Origin of the sequence: Postechiella marina, assembly GCF_039538365.1 — a bacterium.
Lineage (GTDB): Bacteria > Bacteroidota > Bacteroidia > Flavobacteriales > Flavobacteriaceae > Postechiella > Postechiella marina.
Genome location: NZ_BAABCA010000001.1, coordinates 786,328 through 803,777 on the forward strand (window position 1 = coordinate 786,328; position 17,450 = coordinate 803,777).

The window sequence follows — 17,450 nt, forward strand, 5'->3', positions numbered from 1 at the left end:
ATATAGTTATATATTTATTAAAAACTGACTAAAAACCATTAAAGTCGATAAAACACAAATTTAACGTAAGAAAAATATGTTTTTATTTTACTTATTAAGAAATTAGGATTACGTTTGTTATAGTTAAAACCTAACCTTAAAAACCAAATTTATTATGAGGAAAATTACTCAAGCTATTTTATTTTATTTATTTTTTTTAACTTTTATTCCAATTGGGTTTTCTCAAAATCTTGATGGAGCTACAGTTGAATTTGTAGAATTAGGAGAAACAAAAACAGTTGATGATTTTGATGACTCTTTAGATGCAGCGACTCCTCAAGCGTCCTATAATGTAGAATTTAAAATTGGTTCTACAGAGAATTTAAAATTGGTTCTACAGAAAATTTATATTTTGATGTAGATGGTAATAGGATAATAATTGGAGCAAGAAATAGTACGTCTATAACTGTTAATGAAGTAACTTTTAATTTTACAGCAGGAACATTTGAAAGTATTGTAGGTGCTTCTTTTAATTCAGGAGCTTCAACAGGTACAAATACAGAAGGTATATCTGCCTCGTATACCGCAAATAGTGTTACTTTAATAGGTTTGTCTAATAAAAATTTCTCAGAAAATTATGCATTAGGAGAAATAGGAACAGTAGTTTTTGATATTAAAACGACTCCAAAAGTAAACAACGTTAACGTACCCGCTAATGGAACTTATACAACAGGGCAAAATTTAGATTTTACTGCAAACTTTAACGAGAATATAATAGTAAATACTACAAGCGGAACTCCGCAAATAGCTGTTACCATAGGTAGTGTAGTGCGTCAAGCAACATATATTAGTGGTTCTGGTACAAGCACTTTATTATTTAGATATACGGTAACAACGGGTGATTTAGATACAGATGGTATTGCAGTTGGAGCTTTATCTGCCAATGGAAGCACATTACAAGATGCTTCTGGTAATAATGCTAACCTTACTTTAAATAGTGTTGGTAGCACATTAAATGTTCTTGTAGATAGTACTTTAAGTATCGATGCTTTTAAAAACGAAGCTCAATTCTCAATGTATCCAAATCCAAGTCGTAATAACGTAAATATTAAAACGTCTTTAGGAGGCGAATTTCAAATTATTAATCAACTAGGACAAAATGTAAAAACGTTTCGTTTACAATCTGCCATAGAAAATAATATCTATGTTGGTAATTTAAGTAACGGTTTATATTTTGTAAAAGGATCTAACGGAGTATCCAAAAAACTAGTGATTAAAAACTAATTAAAACAGATAGATATTTTAAAAGCGTGAATTCTTAAATTAGAATTCACGCTTTTTTGAGTAATACACAATTTGTTTATAAACAAAAAGTCTGCTAAGTAAATACTTAACAGACTTTTAATATATATAATGGTTGTTTAGTTATCTAAATATTAGCAGCTAAATAATCTCCAACTTCTTTAGTACCGTATGCTTTACCGCCATCTGCTAAATCTTCTGTAACAATACCTTTAGCTAAAGCATCATTTACAACCGCTCTAATAGCTTTTCCTTCTTCTTGTAAACCAAAGTTTTCAAACATCATAGCAGCAGATAATACAGTTGCCATAGGGTTTGCAATATTTAATCCAGTGGCTTGTGGGTAACTTCCGTGAATAGGCTCAAACAAAGCAATATCAGTTCCCATAGATGCAGATGGCATTAAGCCCATAGATCCAGAAATAACCGAAGCCTCGTCTGTTAAAATATCACCAAATAAGTTTTCTGTAATTAAAACATCGTAGCTATTAGGCCATTGTACTAAACGCATAGCAACCGCATCAACAAACTCGTAACTTACTTCAACCTCAGGATAATCCTTTTCCATAGCCTGTACAGTTTCTCTCCATAAACGAGACGTTTCTAAAACGTTAGCTTTATCAACACAACATAATTTTTTACTACGTGTCATTGCTAATTCAAAACCTTTTTTAGCCAAACGTTGTACTTCTTCGCGTGTGTAAACACAGTTATCAAAAGCAGTTTCTCCACCGTCTCTTCTACCCTTTTCTCCAAAGTAAATTCCGCCAGTTAGCTCTCTTAAAAACACCAAATCTGTACCTTCTATACGCTCTTGTTTTAAAGGTGATTTATCTAATAAAGATGGAAAAGTAAACGTTGGGCGTACATTAGCAAACAAACCTAAAGCCTTACGCATTTTTAACAAGCCTTGCTCCGGACGTACTTTAGCAGTTGGATCGTTATCAAAACGAGGATGTCCAATAGCGCCAAATAAAACTGCATCCGACGCCACACAAATATCGTGCGTAGCATCTGGGTAAGGTTCTCCAACAGCATCAATAGCAGCTGCACCAGTTAAAGCTGGTTTCCAAGTAATTTCGTGTCCAAATTTTGCAGCTACAGCATCACTAACTTTTACAGCTTGATCTATAACTTCGGGTCCTATACCGTCTCCGGCTAAAAGGGCAATATTAAATTTCATCTTTATTTATTTTAATCTTTAAATTATATTTTATTCTTGGGTGTTACTCAAGAATTAAGTTTTACAACAGTTGCTTTTTTGTGTTATATGTGCAACAACACGATAATAGCTTCAACAAACCTGGTATTAGTATTTTTAATCTACAACAATATTTAGCATTTTTTCTGTTGCTTTAATTGCAGATACCGTTTGGTCACTATCTAGCCCACGTGTTTTAAACTCTTTATCGTCTTTTTTCCAAGTAATAATAGTTTCGCATAATGCATCAGAGTTACTTCCTGGAGGAATTCTAACTGCATAATCGACCAAACTAGGCAATATCATTTTCTTATTTTTAAATACCCTTTTAATGGCATTCATAAAAGCATCAAATTGACCATCGCCTTGCGAGCTTTCTTCAAATGTTTCGTCTTTAATGGTTATAGAAACTGTTGTAGATGGCTTTAAACCTTTAGAGTGTGTTAAAACGTAGGAGTTAACTGTTACATTTTCTTCGTAAGTACGATCTAACACATCCGAAATAATATAAGGTAAATCCTCTTTGGTAACCACCTGTTTCTTATCTCCCAACTCAATAATACGCTGGGTAACCTTTTTTATATCGTCATCGTTAAGTTGTAAACCTAACTCTTGTAAATTTTTTTGAATATTGGCTTTTCCAGAACTTTTGCCTAAAGCATATTTTCTTGTCCTACCAAAACGTTCTGGCATTAACTCACTAAAGTATAAGTTGTTTTTGTTATCACCATCGGCATGTATACCAGCGGTTTGTGTAAATACATTGGCACCAACTACTGGTTTGTTAGATGGTATCATAACTCCCGAAAACGTTTCGACCAATTTGCTAATGGTAAATAAAAACGTTTCGTTTACACCAATTTCTATATGTGGCATAAAATCGTTAATAACCGCAATAGTGCTTGCCATTGGCGCATTTCCTGCACGTTCTCCCATACCATTTACAGTTAAATGCAAACCATCTGCGCCCGCTTTTAAACCTTCCATAACGTTAGATACGCCTAAATCGTAATCGTTATGTGCATGAAAATCAAAATGCAAGTTTGGATACAAATCTTTAATTTCTTTTATAAATTCGTAAGATTCGCTTGGTGTTAAAACTCCCAAGGTATCGGGTAGCATAATACGTTTTATTGGTTGCGTAGATAAAAACGCTAAAAACTCTAAAACATACGCCTTAGAATTTCGCATACCATTACTCCAGTCTTCTAAATAAATATTGGTTTCAATATTGTTTTCTTTAGCAGAAATAATATTTTCTTTTATTTCTGTAAAATGCTGATTTGGTGTCTTTTTTAATTGGTGAGTTAAATGATTTAAAGAACCTTTTGTTAGTAGATTTTGTACCTTGGCTCCTGCTTCAATCATCCAATTAATAGATATGCCTTTGTCTACAAAAGTTAAAACTTCAACAGCTTGCAAATAATTATTTTGAGATGCCCATTTGGTAACATCTTTTACCGCTTGAAGTTCGCCTTCAGACACACGTGCTGATGCTATTTCTATACGGTCTACTTTTAATTCTTCTAATAAAAGCTTAGCAATTGTAAGCTTCTCAGAAGCAGAAAACGACACGCTCGAGGTTTGTTCACCATCGCGCAATGTCGTATCCATTATTTCTATTTTCTTTCTACTCATGTTTTAGAAAGGACGAGATTCTGTAAATGTTTCTATCTCGCTTTTCATGTTTTGTAAATAGTCGATATCATCAAAACCATTTAACATGTTTTCTTTTTTATATCCATTAATATCAAAAGACTCTTGAGTTCCAGAAGATAATAATGTAATAGTTTGAGCTTCTAGGTTTATTTCTAACTCGGTATTTGGGTCATTATAAATAGCTTCAAAAATCTCATCAGAGAATGCTGGGCTAATTTGTACAGGTAATACTCCAATGTTTAAACAGTTATTTTTAAAAATATCTGCGAAAAAACTAGATACTACACAACGAAAACCATAATCGTAAACAGCCCAAGCAGCGTGTTCTCTAGAAGATCCAGAACCAAAGTTTTTTCCTCCAACTAGAATTTTACCTGTGTAAATTGGGTTATTTAAAACAAAATCTTCTTTAGGTGTATTATCACCGTTATATCTCCAGTCTCTAAATAAGTTATCTCCAAAACCTTCGCGTTTTGTTGCTTTTAAAAAACGAGCAGGTATAATTTGATCTGTATCTACATTCTCTATTGGCAATGGAACTGCAGTACTTGTTAATGTTGTAAATTTATCGTAAGCCATTATTTTTTGCTTTAAGCCTTAGGTTGTATGCCTTAGGCGAATAATTATTTTTTTTGAGCTTAAAGTATAAAGCTTTAAGCCTATTGCTTTATAGTAATTCTCTAGGATCTGTAACTACACCAGTTACCGCAGCTGCAGCTGCAACTAATGGACTAGCTAATAATGTTCTTGATCCTGGTCCTTGACGTCCTTCAAAGTTTCTGTTTGATGTACTTACCGCATATTTTCCTGCTGGTACTTTATCATCATTCATTGCTAAACAAGCAGAACAACCTGGTTCTCTTAATACAAAACCTGCTGTTTCAAAAATGTCTAATAAACCTTCTTCTTTTATTTTAGCTTCAACAATATGAGATCCAGGTACTAGCCAAGCAGTTACATTGTCAGCCTTTTTTCTACCTTTAACAATAGATGCAAATGCTCTAAAATCTTCAATACGTCCATTAGTACAACTACCAATAAATACGAAATCGATTTTTTTACCAATCATTTGTTCATTTTCGGCATACCCCATGTAAGCTAAAGACTTGTCGTAAGTTTCTTTTCCGCCTTCTACAGAATCTGCAGATGGAATGTTTTTAGAAATTCCCATTCCCATACCAGGATTTGTACCATATGTAATCATTGGTTCAATATCGCTAGCATTAAAATTAAATTCTTTATCAAAAACAGCATCATCATCAGTTTTTAACGTTTTCCAGTATGTCATGGCTTTGTCCCAATCTGCACCTTTTGGTGTCATAGCACGACCTTTAATATACTCGAATGTTTTCTCGTCTGGAGCAATCATACCACCACGAGCTCCCATCTCTATAGATAGGTTACAAACGGTCATACGTCCTTCCATAGTCATGTTTTCAAAAACATCACCTGCATACTCAACAAAATATCCAGTAGCACCAGAAGTTGTTAATTGAGAAATAATATATAAACCTACATCTTTAGGTGTAACGCCTTTGCTTAATGGCCCGTTAATGCTAATTCGCATTTTCTTTGGTTTAGGCTGCATAATACATTGTGTGGTTAAAACCATTTCTACCTCAGATGTACCAATACCAAAAGCAATGGCTCCAAAAGCTCCATGAGTAGATGTATGAGAATCTCCACATACAATAGTTGCTCCAGGAAGCGTAATTCCGTTTTCCGGACCTACAACGTGTACAATACCATTGTTTTTATGACCTAATCCCCAGTGGCTAATGCCATACTCGTTCGCATTATCTTCTAATGTTTTTAATTGATTAGCAGATAATGGATCTTGAACTGGTAAATGTTGATTTATTGTTGGTGTGTTATGATCGGCTACAGCAAATGTCTTTTTTGGATATAAAACACTTAAACCTCTACTTTTTAAACCTACAAAAGCTACAGGACTTGTAACTTCGTGAATTAAGTGACGGTCTATATAAAATACATCTGGTCCATCTTCAATGTTTCGCACAACATGCGAATCCCATACTTTGTCAAACAATGATTTGCTCATAAAAAAAATAAATTTTGTATTAATAGTAGTTAAAAAAACTACAAGGGCAACAAATTTAAATTTTATTAAAGTATTATGAAACTTTAAATGACTTAGTTAGTATATTTTTATAAAATATACAATGGAAGTGTTATTAATTGAATTTAATGCAATAAATTATATAAATTGATTATAATTTTTAAAAGCTATTTGGCATAAAACAAAAGCTTCCGGTTTTAATATGCTATTAATCACCGAAAGCCCTTGTTAATTCTATAAACTGAAGCGTATTTTTAAATTTAAAATTACACTATAAAATATACAGTTGTTACAATCTATCTTTTACATATTCTACTTCTGTTTTTCCATGTGCTTTTGCTTTGCCATCTTCGCCCATATTTACCATTACAATATTAGAAATAGTAATAATAGTTTCTCTAGTCATCATATTTCTAACCTCGCAACTTAATGTAATAGAGGCTTTTCCAAATTTAACAACTTCTATACCTATTTCTACAATATCGCCTTGTTTTGCAGAGGCTCTAAAGTCTATTTCGCTCATGTATTTTGTTACCACTTTATGATTTTCTAATTGTACTATGGTATATAATGCAGCTTCTTCGTCTATCCATTCTAATAGGCGTCCACCAAACAAAGTACTATTGGCGTTTAAATCTTCTGGTTTTATCCATTTTCTTGTATGAAATCTCATAACTATACGTTTTTATTTAAATTTTTCTCTTTTGTGGTATAAAGATATCTAATAGAATTAACTCTATCTATAAATTTAAATTATTCTTATTTATTCTATGATGTGTTTTTACTATACTATTAAAACAAGGATTGTTGCTGGTTGTTTTTATTAGGAATTTTTAAAGCGTAACCTAATTCTCCATTTAACTTTTTTATAAAGTAAGCAGAAAGTAAGGTTGATTCTTTTTCTATGTTTTGATGTATAAAAAAATCGATTTCTTTAACACCTTGTGCAATCCATAATTTTAGACGCTCTACCCAATCGTCTAATCTTGTATAGTCTGATGGATGGTTTGCACCAACATAGCGCACAAAGGCTGAAGCGTTAGTTAATCGCATGTGCATTAAATCGCGTCTACCTGCGGTATCGACTATAATATTAGAAATATTGTTAGCTTCTAAAAGCTGGTAAAGTTGCTGCGCCACAGATGCATCGTTATACCAACTGGTATGTCTAAACTCTATAGCTAACGGAATTTTTTTTGGCCAACTTTCTGCGAAATCGATAACGCTATCAAAATCTTTTGGTGTAAAATTACTGTGCATTTGTAAAAATATAGTGCCTAGTTTTTCTTTTAGATTTGATGCGTTATACAAATAATGGTCTACTATATCTTTGGTGTCGTTTAAACGTTTCCAATGACTAATTTCTTGATTTAATTTCGGAAAAAACTTGAATCCGCTTGGCGTTTTATCATACCATGCAGAAAACTGTTTTGGCGGAAAAATTCTATAAAATGTTGCGTTTAATTCGATGGAGTTAAATTGAGTAGAATAATAACCAAGCTCGTCCTTGGTGCCTCTAGGGTAAAAACCTTTTAAGTCTGCCCTATTCCACTTGGCACAACCCACATAAATTTCTGGAATGTTGTCGTCTTTGGTTTTATTTAAAATGCGCTTGGTGTCTATATGATCTTTGGGTAAAGTAAAATCTATATTTTGAGGGTTATCAACGCTTCCAAACTTCATTATTATTTTTTTTATAAAAATAGAAAACTTTAATGTTAATAAACTCGTTAATAATTATAAATGATATTGCCTTTATCAATTTTATTAATATTTATTTTTATTAAAACTCTTAATTATGAACTCAAGACAATTTAATCTTAAAAGTATTCGACCAGAAATTCTTAATGCTACAATTAACGATGATATGAGTAGTGACGAGAGGTTTCAGAATTTAGTATTACGACCAGTTATTAAGTTTCAGAATGATTTGCTTATTGAAGTTTTTAGAAATTATATTAAAAAACATAAGTCCGTTTTTTACGATTTACAATTAGATAAACGTATGGATTATATTGAAAATGCCATACAAAAAGACATGAAACTACGTAATTCTATGAAAGGAATGGTTATTGGCCAATTTACTGTTAAAGAATATCTTATTTATATAGAAAACTCATCGGCTTTAAATAAACGTATGATGAATATTGTAAAAGAGCGCTTACTAAGTAATATCCAGTTGTTTGAAAAACCAGAATTATTAACTGCGGTTTAGTTAAACAACCTTTGCAATACATATTAAAACAGCAATAAGTAGAAATACCTATTGCTGTTTTTTTTAGTTTATTAACGACTCTCCATTTAAATCTGTAGTAAGCACATCGCTCATATAATCAAAAAAAGGCCGAATAGCTTTAAAAGAATTATCAATATCCGATAAAAAGCCAGGGCTTAAAACCTCTTTATCTGTATATTTTTTTGTAAAAAAATATTGCTTCTTTTTAATTAAATCGATAGCCTTATGTGTTTTATCAAAACCCTTTGGAGCTGTTTTAAGTTCGTCTCCTTCAAAGCTACTACCCCAAATAGAATTAAAATCTTTATTAGCTAGAATGTCTCGTATTTCTTCGTCATCCATTTCAAATTCTTTTCTAATTCTTAATAAATCTTCTTTTTCTGGTTGCCAAAAACCTGTAGCTATAAAACTTTCGTTATTTGGCTGTAAGTGTAAGTAATAACCGCCTCTTAATTTGGGTTTTACTCTATGTAACGAGCCTCCAAAATGTGTTTTATAAGGTAGTTTGTTTTTAGAAAAACGCACGTCTCTATATATTCTAAATATTTTAAGCTTATCTATATCGTCGTGTACTTTTACAGTATCTAGAAGTGTGTTGTAAAACGATTTGGCTTCTTGTTCTATAGTTTTAAATTCGGGTTTATTTTCGTTAAACCAATCGCGATTATTGTTTTTTTCTAATTTTTTTAAAAAGGAAAATATGTCTTTTGATACTAGAGCACTCATATATCATTAAAATTTAAAATAGGAATCTAAAATACAAAAAGTCCCGATTCATTCGGGACTTTTATTAATATCTTCTATTTGTAAATTACATATTTGTTTTTAAAGCTTGGTATTTAATCTTTTTTAGACTTTGAGATTCTGCATCATAATATTCTACTACAAAATGACCTTGTTTATTAAAATACCCAATACCATTATAGGTTTCACCTTTTACAATATAAGATCCTTTGTTTTGAGAACTCCAGGCTTTACTTGTTTCTATAAATTTGTTGTTGTTATTGTCAAAAGCAATATTAAAACCTTTAGAATTTGGTATAAACTTATAGTTTTTATCATCTTTAATATAACGTGTTTCTTTTGATAATAAATCGTAAGATGCATTGGCATCATCGTCAACCATTACCATAGTTTCTACTTTTTTAGCAGATGCCACACGCTTTTGGTTAATTTCATTTTTATCAGTAGAGTCTAACTTGACTTTAGATGTTTGCCTTGTTATTACTTTTATTTTACGCTCTTTAATGCTTTCTCCATTATTGTATGTAATGGTTTTTTCTTTTGTTTCCTGTTTAATGTCTTTAGATTTTTCTTGCGCTAACATGGTTCCAGAAATTAGCATAGCAAGTGTATATATTAAAATTTTCATTTGTTTTATTTTTAAATTAATTAAATTTTGATGCGTTATAATTTTGTTTTTAACTAGCATCATTTATTTCGTCTTTTACTTCATCTGTAGCATCTTCTACCTCGTCACCTACTTCTTCAATAGCTTCTTCTACTTTGTCTTTTGGTTTCTTTTCTCTACAACTTGTTATTGTTGTAGATATGGTAAATAATAATGCTAATGTTAATATGATTTTTTTCATGTTTTTTGATTTGTACGATTTATACTTTTTGTAAAAGCTCTTCTATAAGAGAAAAAAAGTATTAATAAATATGAAAGGTTAATTTTTTATTATAGAAAAGATTTCTAAAATAAATACTATTACTATTTGAGTTATAGTAAAATTAAGGTTCTTATTTATTTGTGATTTAATAATTTACCTGCAAGATAAATCTACTCTAAGTATTAGAGAATTTGTTCTTAGGCTAGGTTTTGTTTGTGCCTAAGACTGAGTGTTGTTGCGCAGAAATATGTATAAATCTAGAAGTAAATATTAATTTCTATTAATTCTAAAATTTTCTAGTACATACACGTGTCAATAATTAATTGGCTTAAATAATTTGCCAGAATAATCTTGGAATTCAGATTAATTAAACCCAACATTACATGCTATTTGCATATAATGTTAAGTTTTAAGATTACTTATATTTTTTTACAACAAAAGTAATGTCGTTTTAAATAACTTCAACAACATCTTCTTTTAAAGTATCGGTTGTTTTTTTAGTCCAAGCATCTAGCATCCAACTCGTTTTTTCTAACTCTCGAATGTAGGCGCCTATTAAATCTATTGTACCTTCGTCTTCTGCTTTATTGGCTTTTCTAATTACATTTTTCATTTGTTTAAGTAGTAATTTATGATCGTTTAAGGTTTCTAAAACCATATCTTGATCTTCTTTTACTGGCGTTTTTTCTGCAATAGATGATGTTTTTATATAGTCATCTAATCTACTCATTGGATGATAGCGTAGCGTTAAAATACGTTCTGCAATTTCATCAATTTTTACACGAGCATCGTTGTACATGCTTTCGAATTTAATGTGTAAATCGAAAAAGTTTTTCCCGATAACATTCCAATGGTTGCTTCGTAATTTTTGATAGTAAATGTGGTAGTCTGCTAATAAAATATTCAATTCCACCACCACAGGCAATAAGTCTTCATCATTCATATTTAAATAGCTCATAATTAAATTGTTTTTTATTGTGTTCCCTTACAATATAGGAGCTATATCAATTTTGTCAAGCCATTTAACAGGGTTTAACCTTGTTAAGATTTATTTAACTTAAATTATGTTAATAAAAATTGAAAATGTTAATTTAATTATGATAAAAAGACTATTAATTAATCGATAAAATCGATGTTTTTAAGAATTAAACCAGATGCAGGAGCTATATAGTTCATTTTTATATTGTTTTCTGGCTCTAGGCTATTTTTTATGTCTTGAAGGGTTAATTTACCTTTGCCTAAATCTATTAAAGTCCCCATCATTAATCTAATTTGATTTCGCATAAATCCCTTTCCTTTTACTTTTAGCATGTATGTTTTTTTAGGAAAATAATTGGCTTGATAAATTGTATTTTCAACGATTTCGCAGCTTAGTATGGTTCTGTTATAAATACCATTATCAGTTGGTCTGAAGCAGTATGATTTTAAATAATGTTCGCCTTCAAAAAGTTTAGCACCTTGTTGCATTATTTCAATATCTAAATCATCTAGAATAGTTGTCATTATTGGAGCGCAAAACGGATGACACTTTTCTCCATAGGCAAAAAGGTAATTGTATTCTTTTATTTTTGAATGTTGAATGATGTTAAACTGAGCATCAACTTCTTTAATGTTTAAAGCACGAATATCTTGAGGTAAATTGGTATTAAAAAGCTCTAAAAAGGCTGTAAGATCTTCAATAGGCTCAAATAAAAATAACTCGATAGCTGCACATTCTGCAGATACCATAGCATCGGTTCTGCCAGAACTTAAACTTTTAAAACGTTTACCTTTAAGAATATAATTAAAGGTTCTATCTACCATTAAATGTAGTGTTTTAACATCGGGTTGTTTTTGCCAACCATGAAACCTATAGCCTAAATATTGAATTGTAATGAGGTAAAAATATTTTTTCAATGTAATGTATTATCTTTTTAATGTAAAATGTGTTTTAATGGTTTCTCCATTATGCAATTCGAGCAAGCACCAATAATCGTCTGCTAATAGTTTTTTTCCAGATAAACTGCCATTCCAGCCTATGGTGTTAGATGCTAGTGTTTTTAATAGTTTACCATATCTATTAAATATATAAATAATTTTTATTTCGTTTTTTGGATCTTTTACCTCCCAATAATCATGATTGCCATCTCCATTAGGAGTAAAAAACTTAGGAATTTCTATAATTCTATTTTCTGTTGTAAATCGATTCTCTTCACAATTCGTAGCATTTCCTAAAGCATTATATGGTGTTATAGTTACATAGATATTTGATTCGTCTGGTAAATCTACTGGAGGATTGTAAGCTGATACATTACCTGCGTCTACAGCGTTTGCAATATCTGTACCGCCAGATGTTGTACCTATAGTAACCAAGTACCCGGTAGTATTAGGAATTAAATTCCAAGAAATATTACTATTTACAGCCACATTTTCGCTGTTATTTAAAGGGGCAGTTATAGATGTGCAATTAGGTGGTGTTTTTTCGGTTGTAAAGTATTTTTCACTACAGTTTGGTGCATTTCCTTCTAAGTTGTAAGGTGTAATAGTCGTGTAAATGGTGGTTTCGCTTGGCAAAGGAGAAGTTGGTGTGTATGTTGTAACATTACCTAAATCTCTTCCGTTTTCTATATCGGTACCACCAGAAGTTGTTCCTAAGCTAATAAAGTAACCTGTGGCATTTGTTACTGCACTCCACCTTATGCTAGTATTTACGCTAATATTTGTAGTTCTATTTAAAGGAGATAAAAATGATATACATGGAGGAAGTAAATTTTCGGTAGTAAAATTCTCTTCGTTGCAACCTAAAGATTTACCTGAAGCATTATATGGTGTTATGGTAACATATATGGTTGTTTGCCCATCAAATTTGGATGAAGGCGTATATGTTGTTGTATTACCAACATCTATATTATTCGCAATATCTGTACCTCCAGAAGTAGTGCCCACATTAATAAAATAGCCTGTTGCATTTACGTCTGCATCCCAAGAAATACTTGATGTTACAGAAATATTATTTTCTCCGTTTCTAGGGTTACTCATTGTTGTACACGAGGTTTTTAAAAATGCGGTTTTAAAGGTTTCTTCGTCGCAGTTTTGAATAGCTTCGCCTAAATCGTTATATGGAATTACTAAAACGTGTATGGTTTGGTTTTCTGGAAAATTTGTGCTTGGTGTAAATGTGGTAGTATTACCAACGTCCAACTTATTTGCAAATTCTGTACCTGCAGGAAAAGTGCCAACAGTAATGTAATATCCTTTAGCATTGCTTACTGGTCTCCATGATATACTGCTAGAAATATTAACGTCTGTTTCGCCATTTGAAGGCGAAACTAAATCTGTACAAAGAGGTAAAATGGTTTCTGTAGTAAACTTTTTTTCGATACAACCCATTGCGCTTCCTATAGTATTATAAGGTGTAATGGTTACATAAATGTCAGATTCACTTGGGTAATTCACTGTAGGAACATAGGTTGTGGTGTTGCCAAGATCTAAATTGTTTGCTATATCTGTACCTCCAGAGGTTGTACCAATATTTATAAAATAACCAGAAGCATTAACGACATTATTCCAAGATAAATTACTATTAACAGCTACATTACTAGAGTTGTTTATGGGAGAAAAAAATGATGTACATGAAGGAGGTGATAGTTTTTGAGTTCTAAAGCGTTCTTGCCCACAAGATGTAGCACTTCCTAGTGCATTATAAGGTATTATAGAGACATAAATATAAGAGTCTTCTGGAAAGTCTGTTGTTGGATTATAAATTGTGTTATTGCCAACATCTAGATTATTTGCAATTTCTGTACCTCCATAGGTAGTTCCTACATTTATAATATAACCTACAGCATCGGTTACCGCACGCCAAGATAAGTTATTAGAAACAGAAATATTACTAGAATTATTTAAAGGCGAATTTAATCTTGTACAATTAGGAACATATGCAGTTGACTTATATGTTGTTAATGGAGATGTTTTTTTCTCTATTACTTTGTTTTTATTGTTTATGTTGCTGTAATAGAGTTTTTTATGCCTTGTTTTTGTTTCGGTTTTAGAGTTAGAAAGGGTAATTGCTTGAACATTAAAAATATTAATGAAAACAAATGAGAAACTAAGAACCAATAGATAACTTTTCACGGTAAATCTTTTTTGTTTTAAAATGTTGAAATTAAACTTTTTATTAATTGTGACAAAAATATTATAACTTGTAATACACATTACTAACTAAAACCACTAATTATGTACAAATCAACAACAAGTAAACCTCCCTTTTGGTACTGGATAGTAAGCGCAATAGCTTTAATTTGGAACGCATTAGGAGTTGACGGGTATTTTAGTCAAGTCTATAATACCGAACGTTACCAAAATTCGTTTTCTGCCGAAGACCTAGAACTAGCTAGTAGTATGCCCTCGTGGACCACAGGAGCTTTTGCTATAGCGGTTTTTACAGGCGTTATTGCAGCCTTTGGGTTATTGCTAAGAAAAAAGTGGGCCACTCTTTTTTGGATTATTTCACTTATTGCTGTTATACTTCAAATGGGTTATGCTTTAATTAATGGTTATGTAAGCCATATGGTAATGACGATTATGATTATTGTTTTTGCCTTTTTGTTTTTATGGTTTTCTAAGCATGCTCAATTAAAAAACTGGTTAGCCTAGTTTTTTTATTAAAACAAACGAGATTACTTTTTTCTCGTTTGTTTTAATTTATCCAACACCCATTCCAGGTTATGTTTTGTTGCTTTAACAGGCTCATTTTTATTATTAGGAATATCCCATCTATCCAATTCTATGACATATTTTAATGATGAAATTTCATTATACGGTATGTTTTTAATAGGTTCTATAACACCTATAAAAGGATTTGGATTATTTTGATCTGTTTCGCTTAGCGCTGAATTTTTAAAAGATTCGGAATCATCTGAATCATTAAAACAAGAAAGTAAAAGACATGATAGGCAAAGAACCCATGCGCCTTTTGTAAAGGAGGAAGTCATTAATTTGGAGTTTAAGGTTAATGACTTATATACGATAAACCAAACTAAAAAGATGACACTATTTGTGTCTTCCTTTTAGTTCGTTTTCAATATCTTTTAAAGTAAAACCTTTAGCTTGCAATAACATTAGGTAGTGAAACATTAAATCTGCAGATTCGTATAAGAATAATTCATCATTATTATCCATAGCTTCAATAACTGTTTCTACAGCCTCCTCTCCTACTTTTTGAGCTACTTTATTTATCCCTTTAGAAAATAAACTTGCCACGTAAGACTTTTTAGTATCTTTATTAGCAACACGTTCTGCTATAACATCTTCAAGAGTAGAAAAGAACCCGTAAGACGGTGTGTTTTCTTCTTTCCAACAAGTATCTGTACCAGTATGACACGTTGGTCCTTCTGGATTTACTTGAATTAAAAGCGAATCGTTGTCGCAATCGTTTTTAATATCAACTAAGTTTAAAACATTACCACTCTCTTCTCCTTTTGTCCATAAACGTTGTTTACTTCTACTAAAAAAAGTAACTTGTTTTGTCTCTAATGTTTTTTTATAAGACTCCTCGTTCATGTACCCCAACATTAAAACTTTTTTTGTTGTGGCATCTTGTATTATAGCTGGAACTAATCCGTTTGCGTCGTATTTTATTGTCATAATATTTGTTTGTCATTACAAATCATTTTTAATGATATTGCAATCTGTTCAAATTTATCGTTTTACTAAAAAAGTTATTTTGTCATTTATTTTTATAAAGACAACTATAACCGTACTACTATATTGTTTTCTTTTAATGCAGATTTTAAATCTGGAATAGGAATTTCTCCAAAATGAAAAACGCTTGCTGCTAAAGCTGCATCAGATTTTCCATTTTCAAAAGTATCAATAAAATGCTGAACATTCCCTGCGCCACCAGATGCTATTATTGGAATATTTAAACTATCCGATAATTTAGCCAAAGCTTCATTTGCAAATCCATTTTTAGTACCATCATGATCCATAGAGGTAAAAAGAATTTCACCTGCACCACGCAGCTCAACCTCTTTTGCCCATTCAAATAAATCTATATCTGTAGGTATGGTTCCGCCAGCTAAATGCACTTTCCAATTTCCATCAATCTGTTTAGCATCAATAGCAACAACAACACATTGACTTCCAAATTTATCAGAAAGTTCGTTAATCAATTCTGGTCTTTTTACTGCAGAAGAGTTTATAGAAACCTTATCTGCTCCGCATTGTAACAAAGCATCTACATGCTCTACAGAAGAGATGCCTCCTCCTACTGTAAATGGAATATTAACCTGTTCTGCTACACGCATCACCATATCTAAAGTAGTACCTCTACCTTCTAAAGTTGCTGCTATATCTAAAAAAACAAGTTCGTCTGCACCAACATCAGCATACTGTTTTGCCAATTCAACAGGATCACCAGCATCTCTTAAATCTACAAAATTAACACCTTTTACAGTTCTTCCGTTTTTTATATCTAGACAGGGTATAATTCGCTTAGTTAGCATTGATTATGTAATTTTCTAATTGTTTTAAACTAATCTTGTTTTCGTAAATAGCCTTTCCTATTATTGTCCCTTCACAGCCTAAATCTGCTAACTTAGGTAGCTCGTTAAAAGTTGAAATACCACCACTAGCAATTAATTTTACATGTGGTAATTGTTCAAGCATTTTTTTATACAGATCGAAAGATGGCCCTTGTAACATACCATCTTTAGCAATGTCTGTACATATAACATAAGAAACGCCCTGTGCCATATATCCTTTTACAAAAGGTATCAATTCCTCGTCTGATTCTTCTAACCAACCACTAATTGCTATTTTTTCGTTATTAGCATCTGCACCTAAAATAATTTTATCTGCTCCAAATTTAGACAACCAACTTTTAAAAACCTCTGGTTGCTTTACAGCAATACTTCCGCCTGTAATTTGTCCTGCTCCAGAATTAAAAGCAATTTTTAAATCCTCGTCGGTTTTTAAACCTCCACCAAAATCAATTTTTAAATTTGTTTTGGTTGCAATGTCTTCTAACACTTTATGATTTACAATGTGGCTTGCCTTTGCGCCATCTAAATCTACTAGATGTAAATATTCTATGCCATGAGCTTCGTATGCTTTAGCAATTTCTAAAGGTTGCTCGTTATATATTTTTTTTGTGTTATAATCTCCTTTAGAAAGTCTTACACACTTTCCGTCAATAACATCTATTGCTGGTATTATTCTCATTTATAATTATATATTTGTTTGATGAACATAATAAAGAGTTTTTTTATTAGAATTATTATTTCTCTAGCAATCGCACAAGGTATTGCAAAAGAATTTCCTAAATATGAAGACATTTTATTAATATCATTAACTATATTATTGTTAGCTTTTTTATCTTATTTAGCTAATAAATTTTAG

20 protein-coding genes are annotated in these 17,450 nt (G+C 31.4%); 4 read left to right on the top strand and 16 right to left on the bottom strand.

Annotated elements, in window-relative coordinates:
- The first annotated feature begins 154 nt into the window (after positions 1-154).
- Both ABD715_RS03210 and ABD715_RS03215 read left to right on the top strand, forming a co-directional pair.
- Positions 155-400 (top strand): hypothetical protein, encoded by a 246-nt coding sequence (locus ABD715_RS03210; RefSeq protein ID WP_344786624.1) that lies wholly within the window; start codon positions 155-157, stop codon positions 398-400.
- 188 nt (positions 401-588) lie between these two features.
- Positions 589-1,263 carry a T9SS type A sorting domain-containing protein gene (locus ABD715_RS03215; RefSeq protein ID WP_344786625.1) on the top strand — a complete coding sequence of 225 codons (675 nt, stop codon included), beginning with the start codon at positions 589-591 and terminating at the stop codon, positions 1,261-1,263.
- Between the two features lie 145 nt (positions 1,264-1,408).
- Here ABD715_RS03215 and leuB read toward each other — a convergent pair whose 3' ends face one another.
- From leuB to ABD715_RS03245, 6 genes are all read right to left on the bottom strand, one after another.
- The gene (leuB, locus tag ABD715_RS03220; protein WP_344786626.1) at positions 1,409-2,464 is read right to left on the bottom strand and encodes a 3-isopropylmalate dehydrogenase; all 1,056 of its coding nucleotides are present in this window, start codon (positions 2,462-2,464) and stop codon (positions 1,409-1,411) included.
- A 135-nt stretch (positions 2,465-2,599) separates the two neighbouring features.
- Positions 2,600-4,120, bottom strand: a complete 1,521-nt coding sequence (locus tag ABD715_RS03225) for an alpha-isopropylmalate synthase regulatory domain-containing protein (RefSeq protein WP_344786627.1) — start codon at positions 4,118-4,120, stop codon at positions 2,600-2,602.
- A 3-nt stretch (positions 4,121-4,123) separates the two neighbouring features.
- Entirely contained in the window at positions 4,124-4,720 is a 597-nt protein-coding gene (gene leuD / locus ABD715_RS03230; RefSeq protein WP_344786628.1) for a 3-isopropylmalate dehydratase small subunit, read from the bottom strand.
- 88 nt (positions 4,721-4,808) lie between these two features.
- Positions 4,809-6,203, bottom strand: a complete 1,395-nt coding sequence (leuC, locus tag ABD715_RS03235) for a 3-isopropylmalate dehydratase large subunit (RefSeq protein ID WP_344786629.1) — start codon at positions 6,201-6,203, stop codon at positions 4,809-4,811.
- 307 nt (positions 6,204-6,510) lie between these two features.
- Positions 6,511-6,894, bottom strand: coding sequence for an acyl-CoA thioesterase (locus ABD715_RS03240; RefSeq protein ID WP_344786630.1), 384 nt, complete (start codon positions 6,892-6,894; stop codon positions 6,511-6,513).
- Between the two features lie 119 nt (positions 6,895-7,013).
- On the bottom strand, positions 7,014-7,904 hold the full coding sequence (locus ABD715_RS03245; protein WP_344786631.1) for a DUF72 domain-containing protein: 891 nt from the start codon (positions 7,902-7,904) through the stop codon (positions 7,014-7,016).
- Between the two features lie 115 nt (positions 7,905-8,019).
- Here ABD715_RS03245 and ABD715_RS03250 point away from each other — a divergent pair, with 115 nt between their 5' ends.
- Entirely contained in the window at positions 8,020-8,436 is a 417-nt protein-coding gene (locus ABD715_RS03250) for a glyoxalase (protein WP_344786632.1), read from the top strand.
- A gap of 63 nt (positions 8,437-8,499) precedes the next feature.
- On the opposite strand, the gene ABD715_RS03255 is transcribed toward ABD715_RS03250, so the two are convergent.
- From ABD715_RS03255 to ABD715_RS03280, 6 genes are all read right to left on the bottom strand, one after another.
- The gene (locus tag ABD715_RS03255) at positions 8,500-9,183 is read right to left on the bottom strand and encodes a DUF2461 domain-containing protein (RefSeq protein WP_344786633.1); all 684 of its coding nucleotides are present in this window, start codon (positions 9,181-9,183) and stop codon (positions 8,500-8,502) included.
- Between the two features lie 85 nt (positions 9,184-9,268).
- On the bottom strand, positions 9,269-9,829 hold the full coding sequence (locus ABD715_RS03260; protein ID WP_344786634.1) for a hypothetical protein: 561 nt from the start codon (positions 9,827-9,829) through the stop codon (positions 9,269-9,271).
- A gap of 49 nt (positions 9,830-9,878) precedes the next feature.
- Positions 9,879-10,049 (bottom strand): hypothetical protein, encoded by a 171-nt coding sequence (locus ABD715_RS03265; RefSeq protein WP_344786635.1) that lies wholly within the window; start codon positions 10,047-10,049, stop codon positions 9,879-9,881.
- Between the two features lie 472 nt (positions 10,050-10,521).
- On the bottom strand, positions 10,522-11,028 hold the full coding sequence (locus tag ABD715_RS03270) for a Dps family protein (RefSeq protein ID WP_344786636.1): 507 nt from the start codon (positions 11,026-11,028) through the stop codon (positions 10,522-10,524).
- Between the two features lie 158 nt (positions 11,029-11,186).
- The gene (locus ABD715_RS03275) at positions 11,187-11,966 is read right to left on the bottom strand and encodes a tRNA pseudouridine synthase A (protein ID WP_425567946.1); all 780 of its coding nucleotides are present in this window, start codon (positions 11,964-11,966) and stop codon (positions 11,187-11,189) included.
- 9 nt (positions 11,967-11,975) lie between these two features.
- Entirely contained in the window at positions 11,976-14,183 is a 2,208-nt protein-coding gene (locus ABD715_RS03280; RefSeq protein WP_344786637.1) for a T9SS type B sorting domain-containing protein, read from the bottom strand.
- Positions 14,184-14,285: 102 nt separating this feature from the next.
- Here ABD715_RS03280 and ABD715_RS03285 point away from each other — a divergent pair, with 102 nt between their 5' ends.
- The gene (locus ABD715_RS03285) at positions 14,286-14,705 is read left to right on the top strand and encodes a hypothetical protein (RefSeq protein ID WP_344786638.1); all 420 of its coding nucleotides are present in this window, start codon (positions 14,286-14,288) and stop codon (positions 14,703-14,705) included.
- Positions 14,706-14,728: 23 nt separating this feature from the next.
- On the opposite strand, the gene ABD715_RS03290 is transcribed toward ABD715_RS03285, so the two are convergent.
- The 4 genes from ABD715_RS03290 to hisA form a co-directional block, all read right to left on the bottom strand.
- Positions 14,729-15,043 carry a hypothetical protein gene (locus tag ABD715_RS03290; protein WP_344786639.1) on the bottom strand — a complete coding sequence of 105 codons (315 nt, stop codon included), beginning with the start codon at positions 15,041-15,043 and terminating at the stop codon, positions 14,729-14,731.
- 58 nt (positions 15,044-15,101) lie between these two features.
- Positions 15,102-15,695 carry a bifunctional phosphoribosyl-AMP cyclohydrolase/phosphoribosyl-ATP diphosphatase HisIE gene (hisIE, locus tag ABD715_RS03295; protein ID WP_344786640.1) on the bottom strand — a complete coding sequence of 198 codons (594 nt, stop codon included), beginning with the start codon at positions 15,693-15,695 and terminating at the stop codon, positions 15,102-15,104.
- A 104-nt stretch (positions 15,696-15,799) separates the two neighbouring features.
- Complete coding sequence (gene hisF, locus ABD715_RS03300; RefSeq protein WP_344786641.1) at positions 15,800-16,555, bottom strand: imidazole glycerol phosphate synthase subunit HisF; 756 nt, start codon at positions 16,553-16,555, stop codon at positions 15,800-15,802.
- Positions 16,545-17,273 (bottom strand): 1-(5-phosphoribosyl)-5-[(5-phosphoribosylamino)methylideneamino]imidazole-4-carboxamide isomerase, encoded by a 729-nt coding sequence (gene hisA, locus ABD715_RS03305; RefSeq protein WP_344786642.1) that lies wholly within the window; start codon positions 17,271-17,273, stop codon positions 16,545-16,547. The genes hisF and hisA overlap by 11 nt, the downstream gene beginning before the upstream one ends.
- Positions 17,274-17,450: the final 177 nt, after the last annotated feature.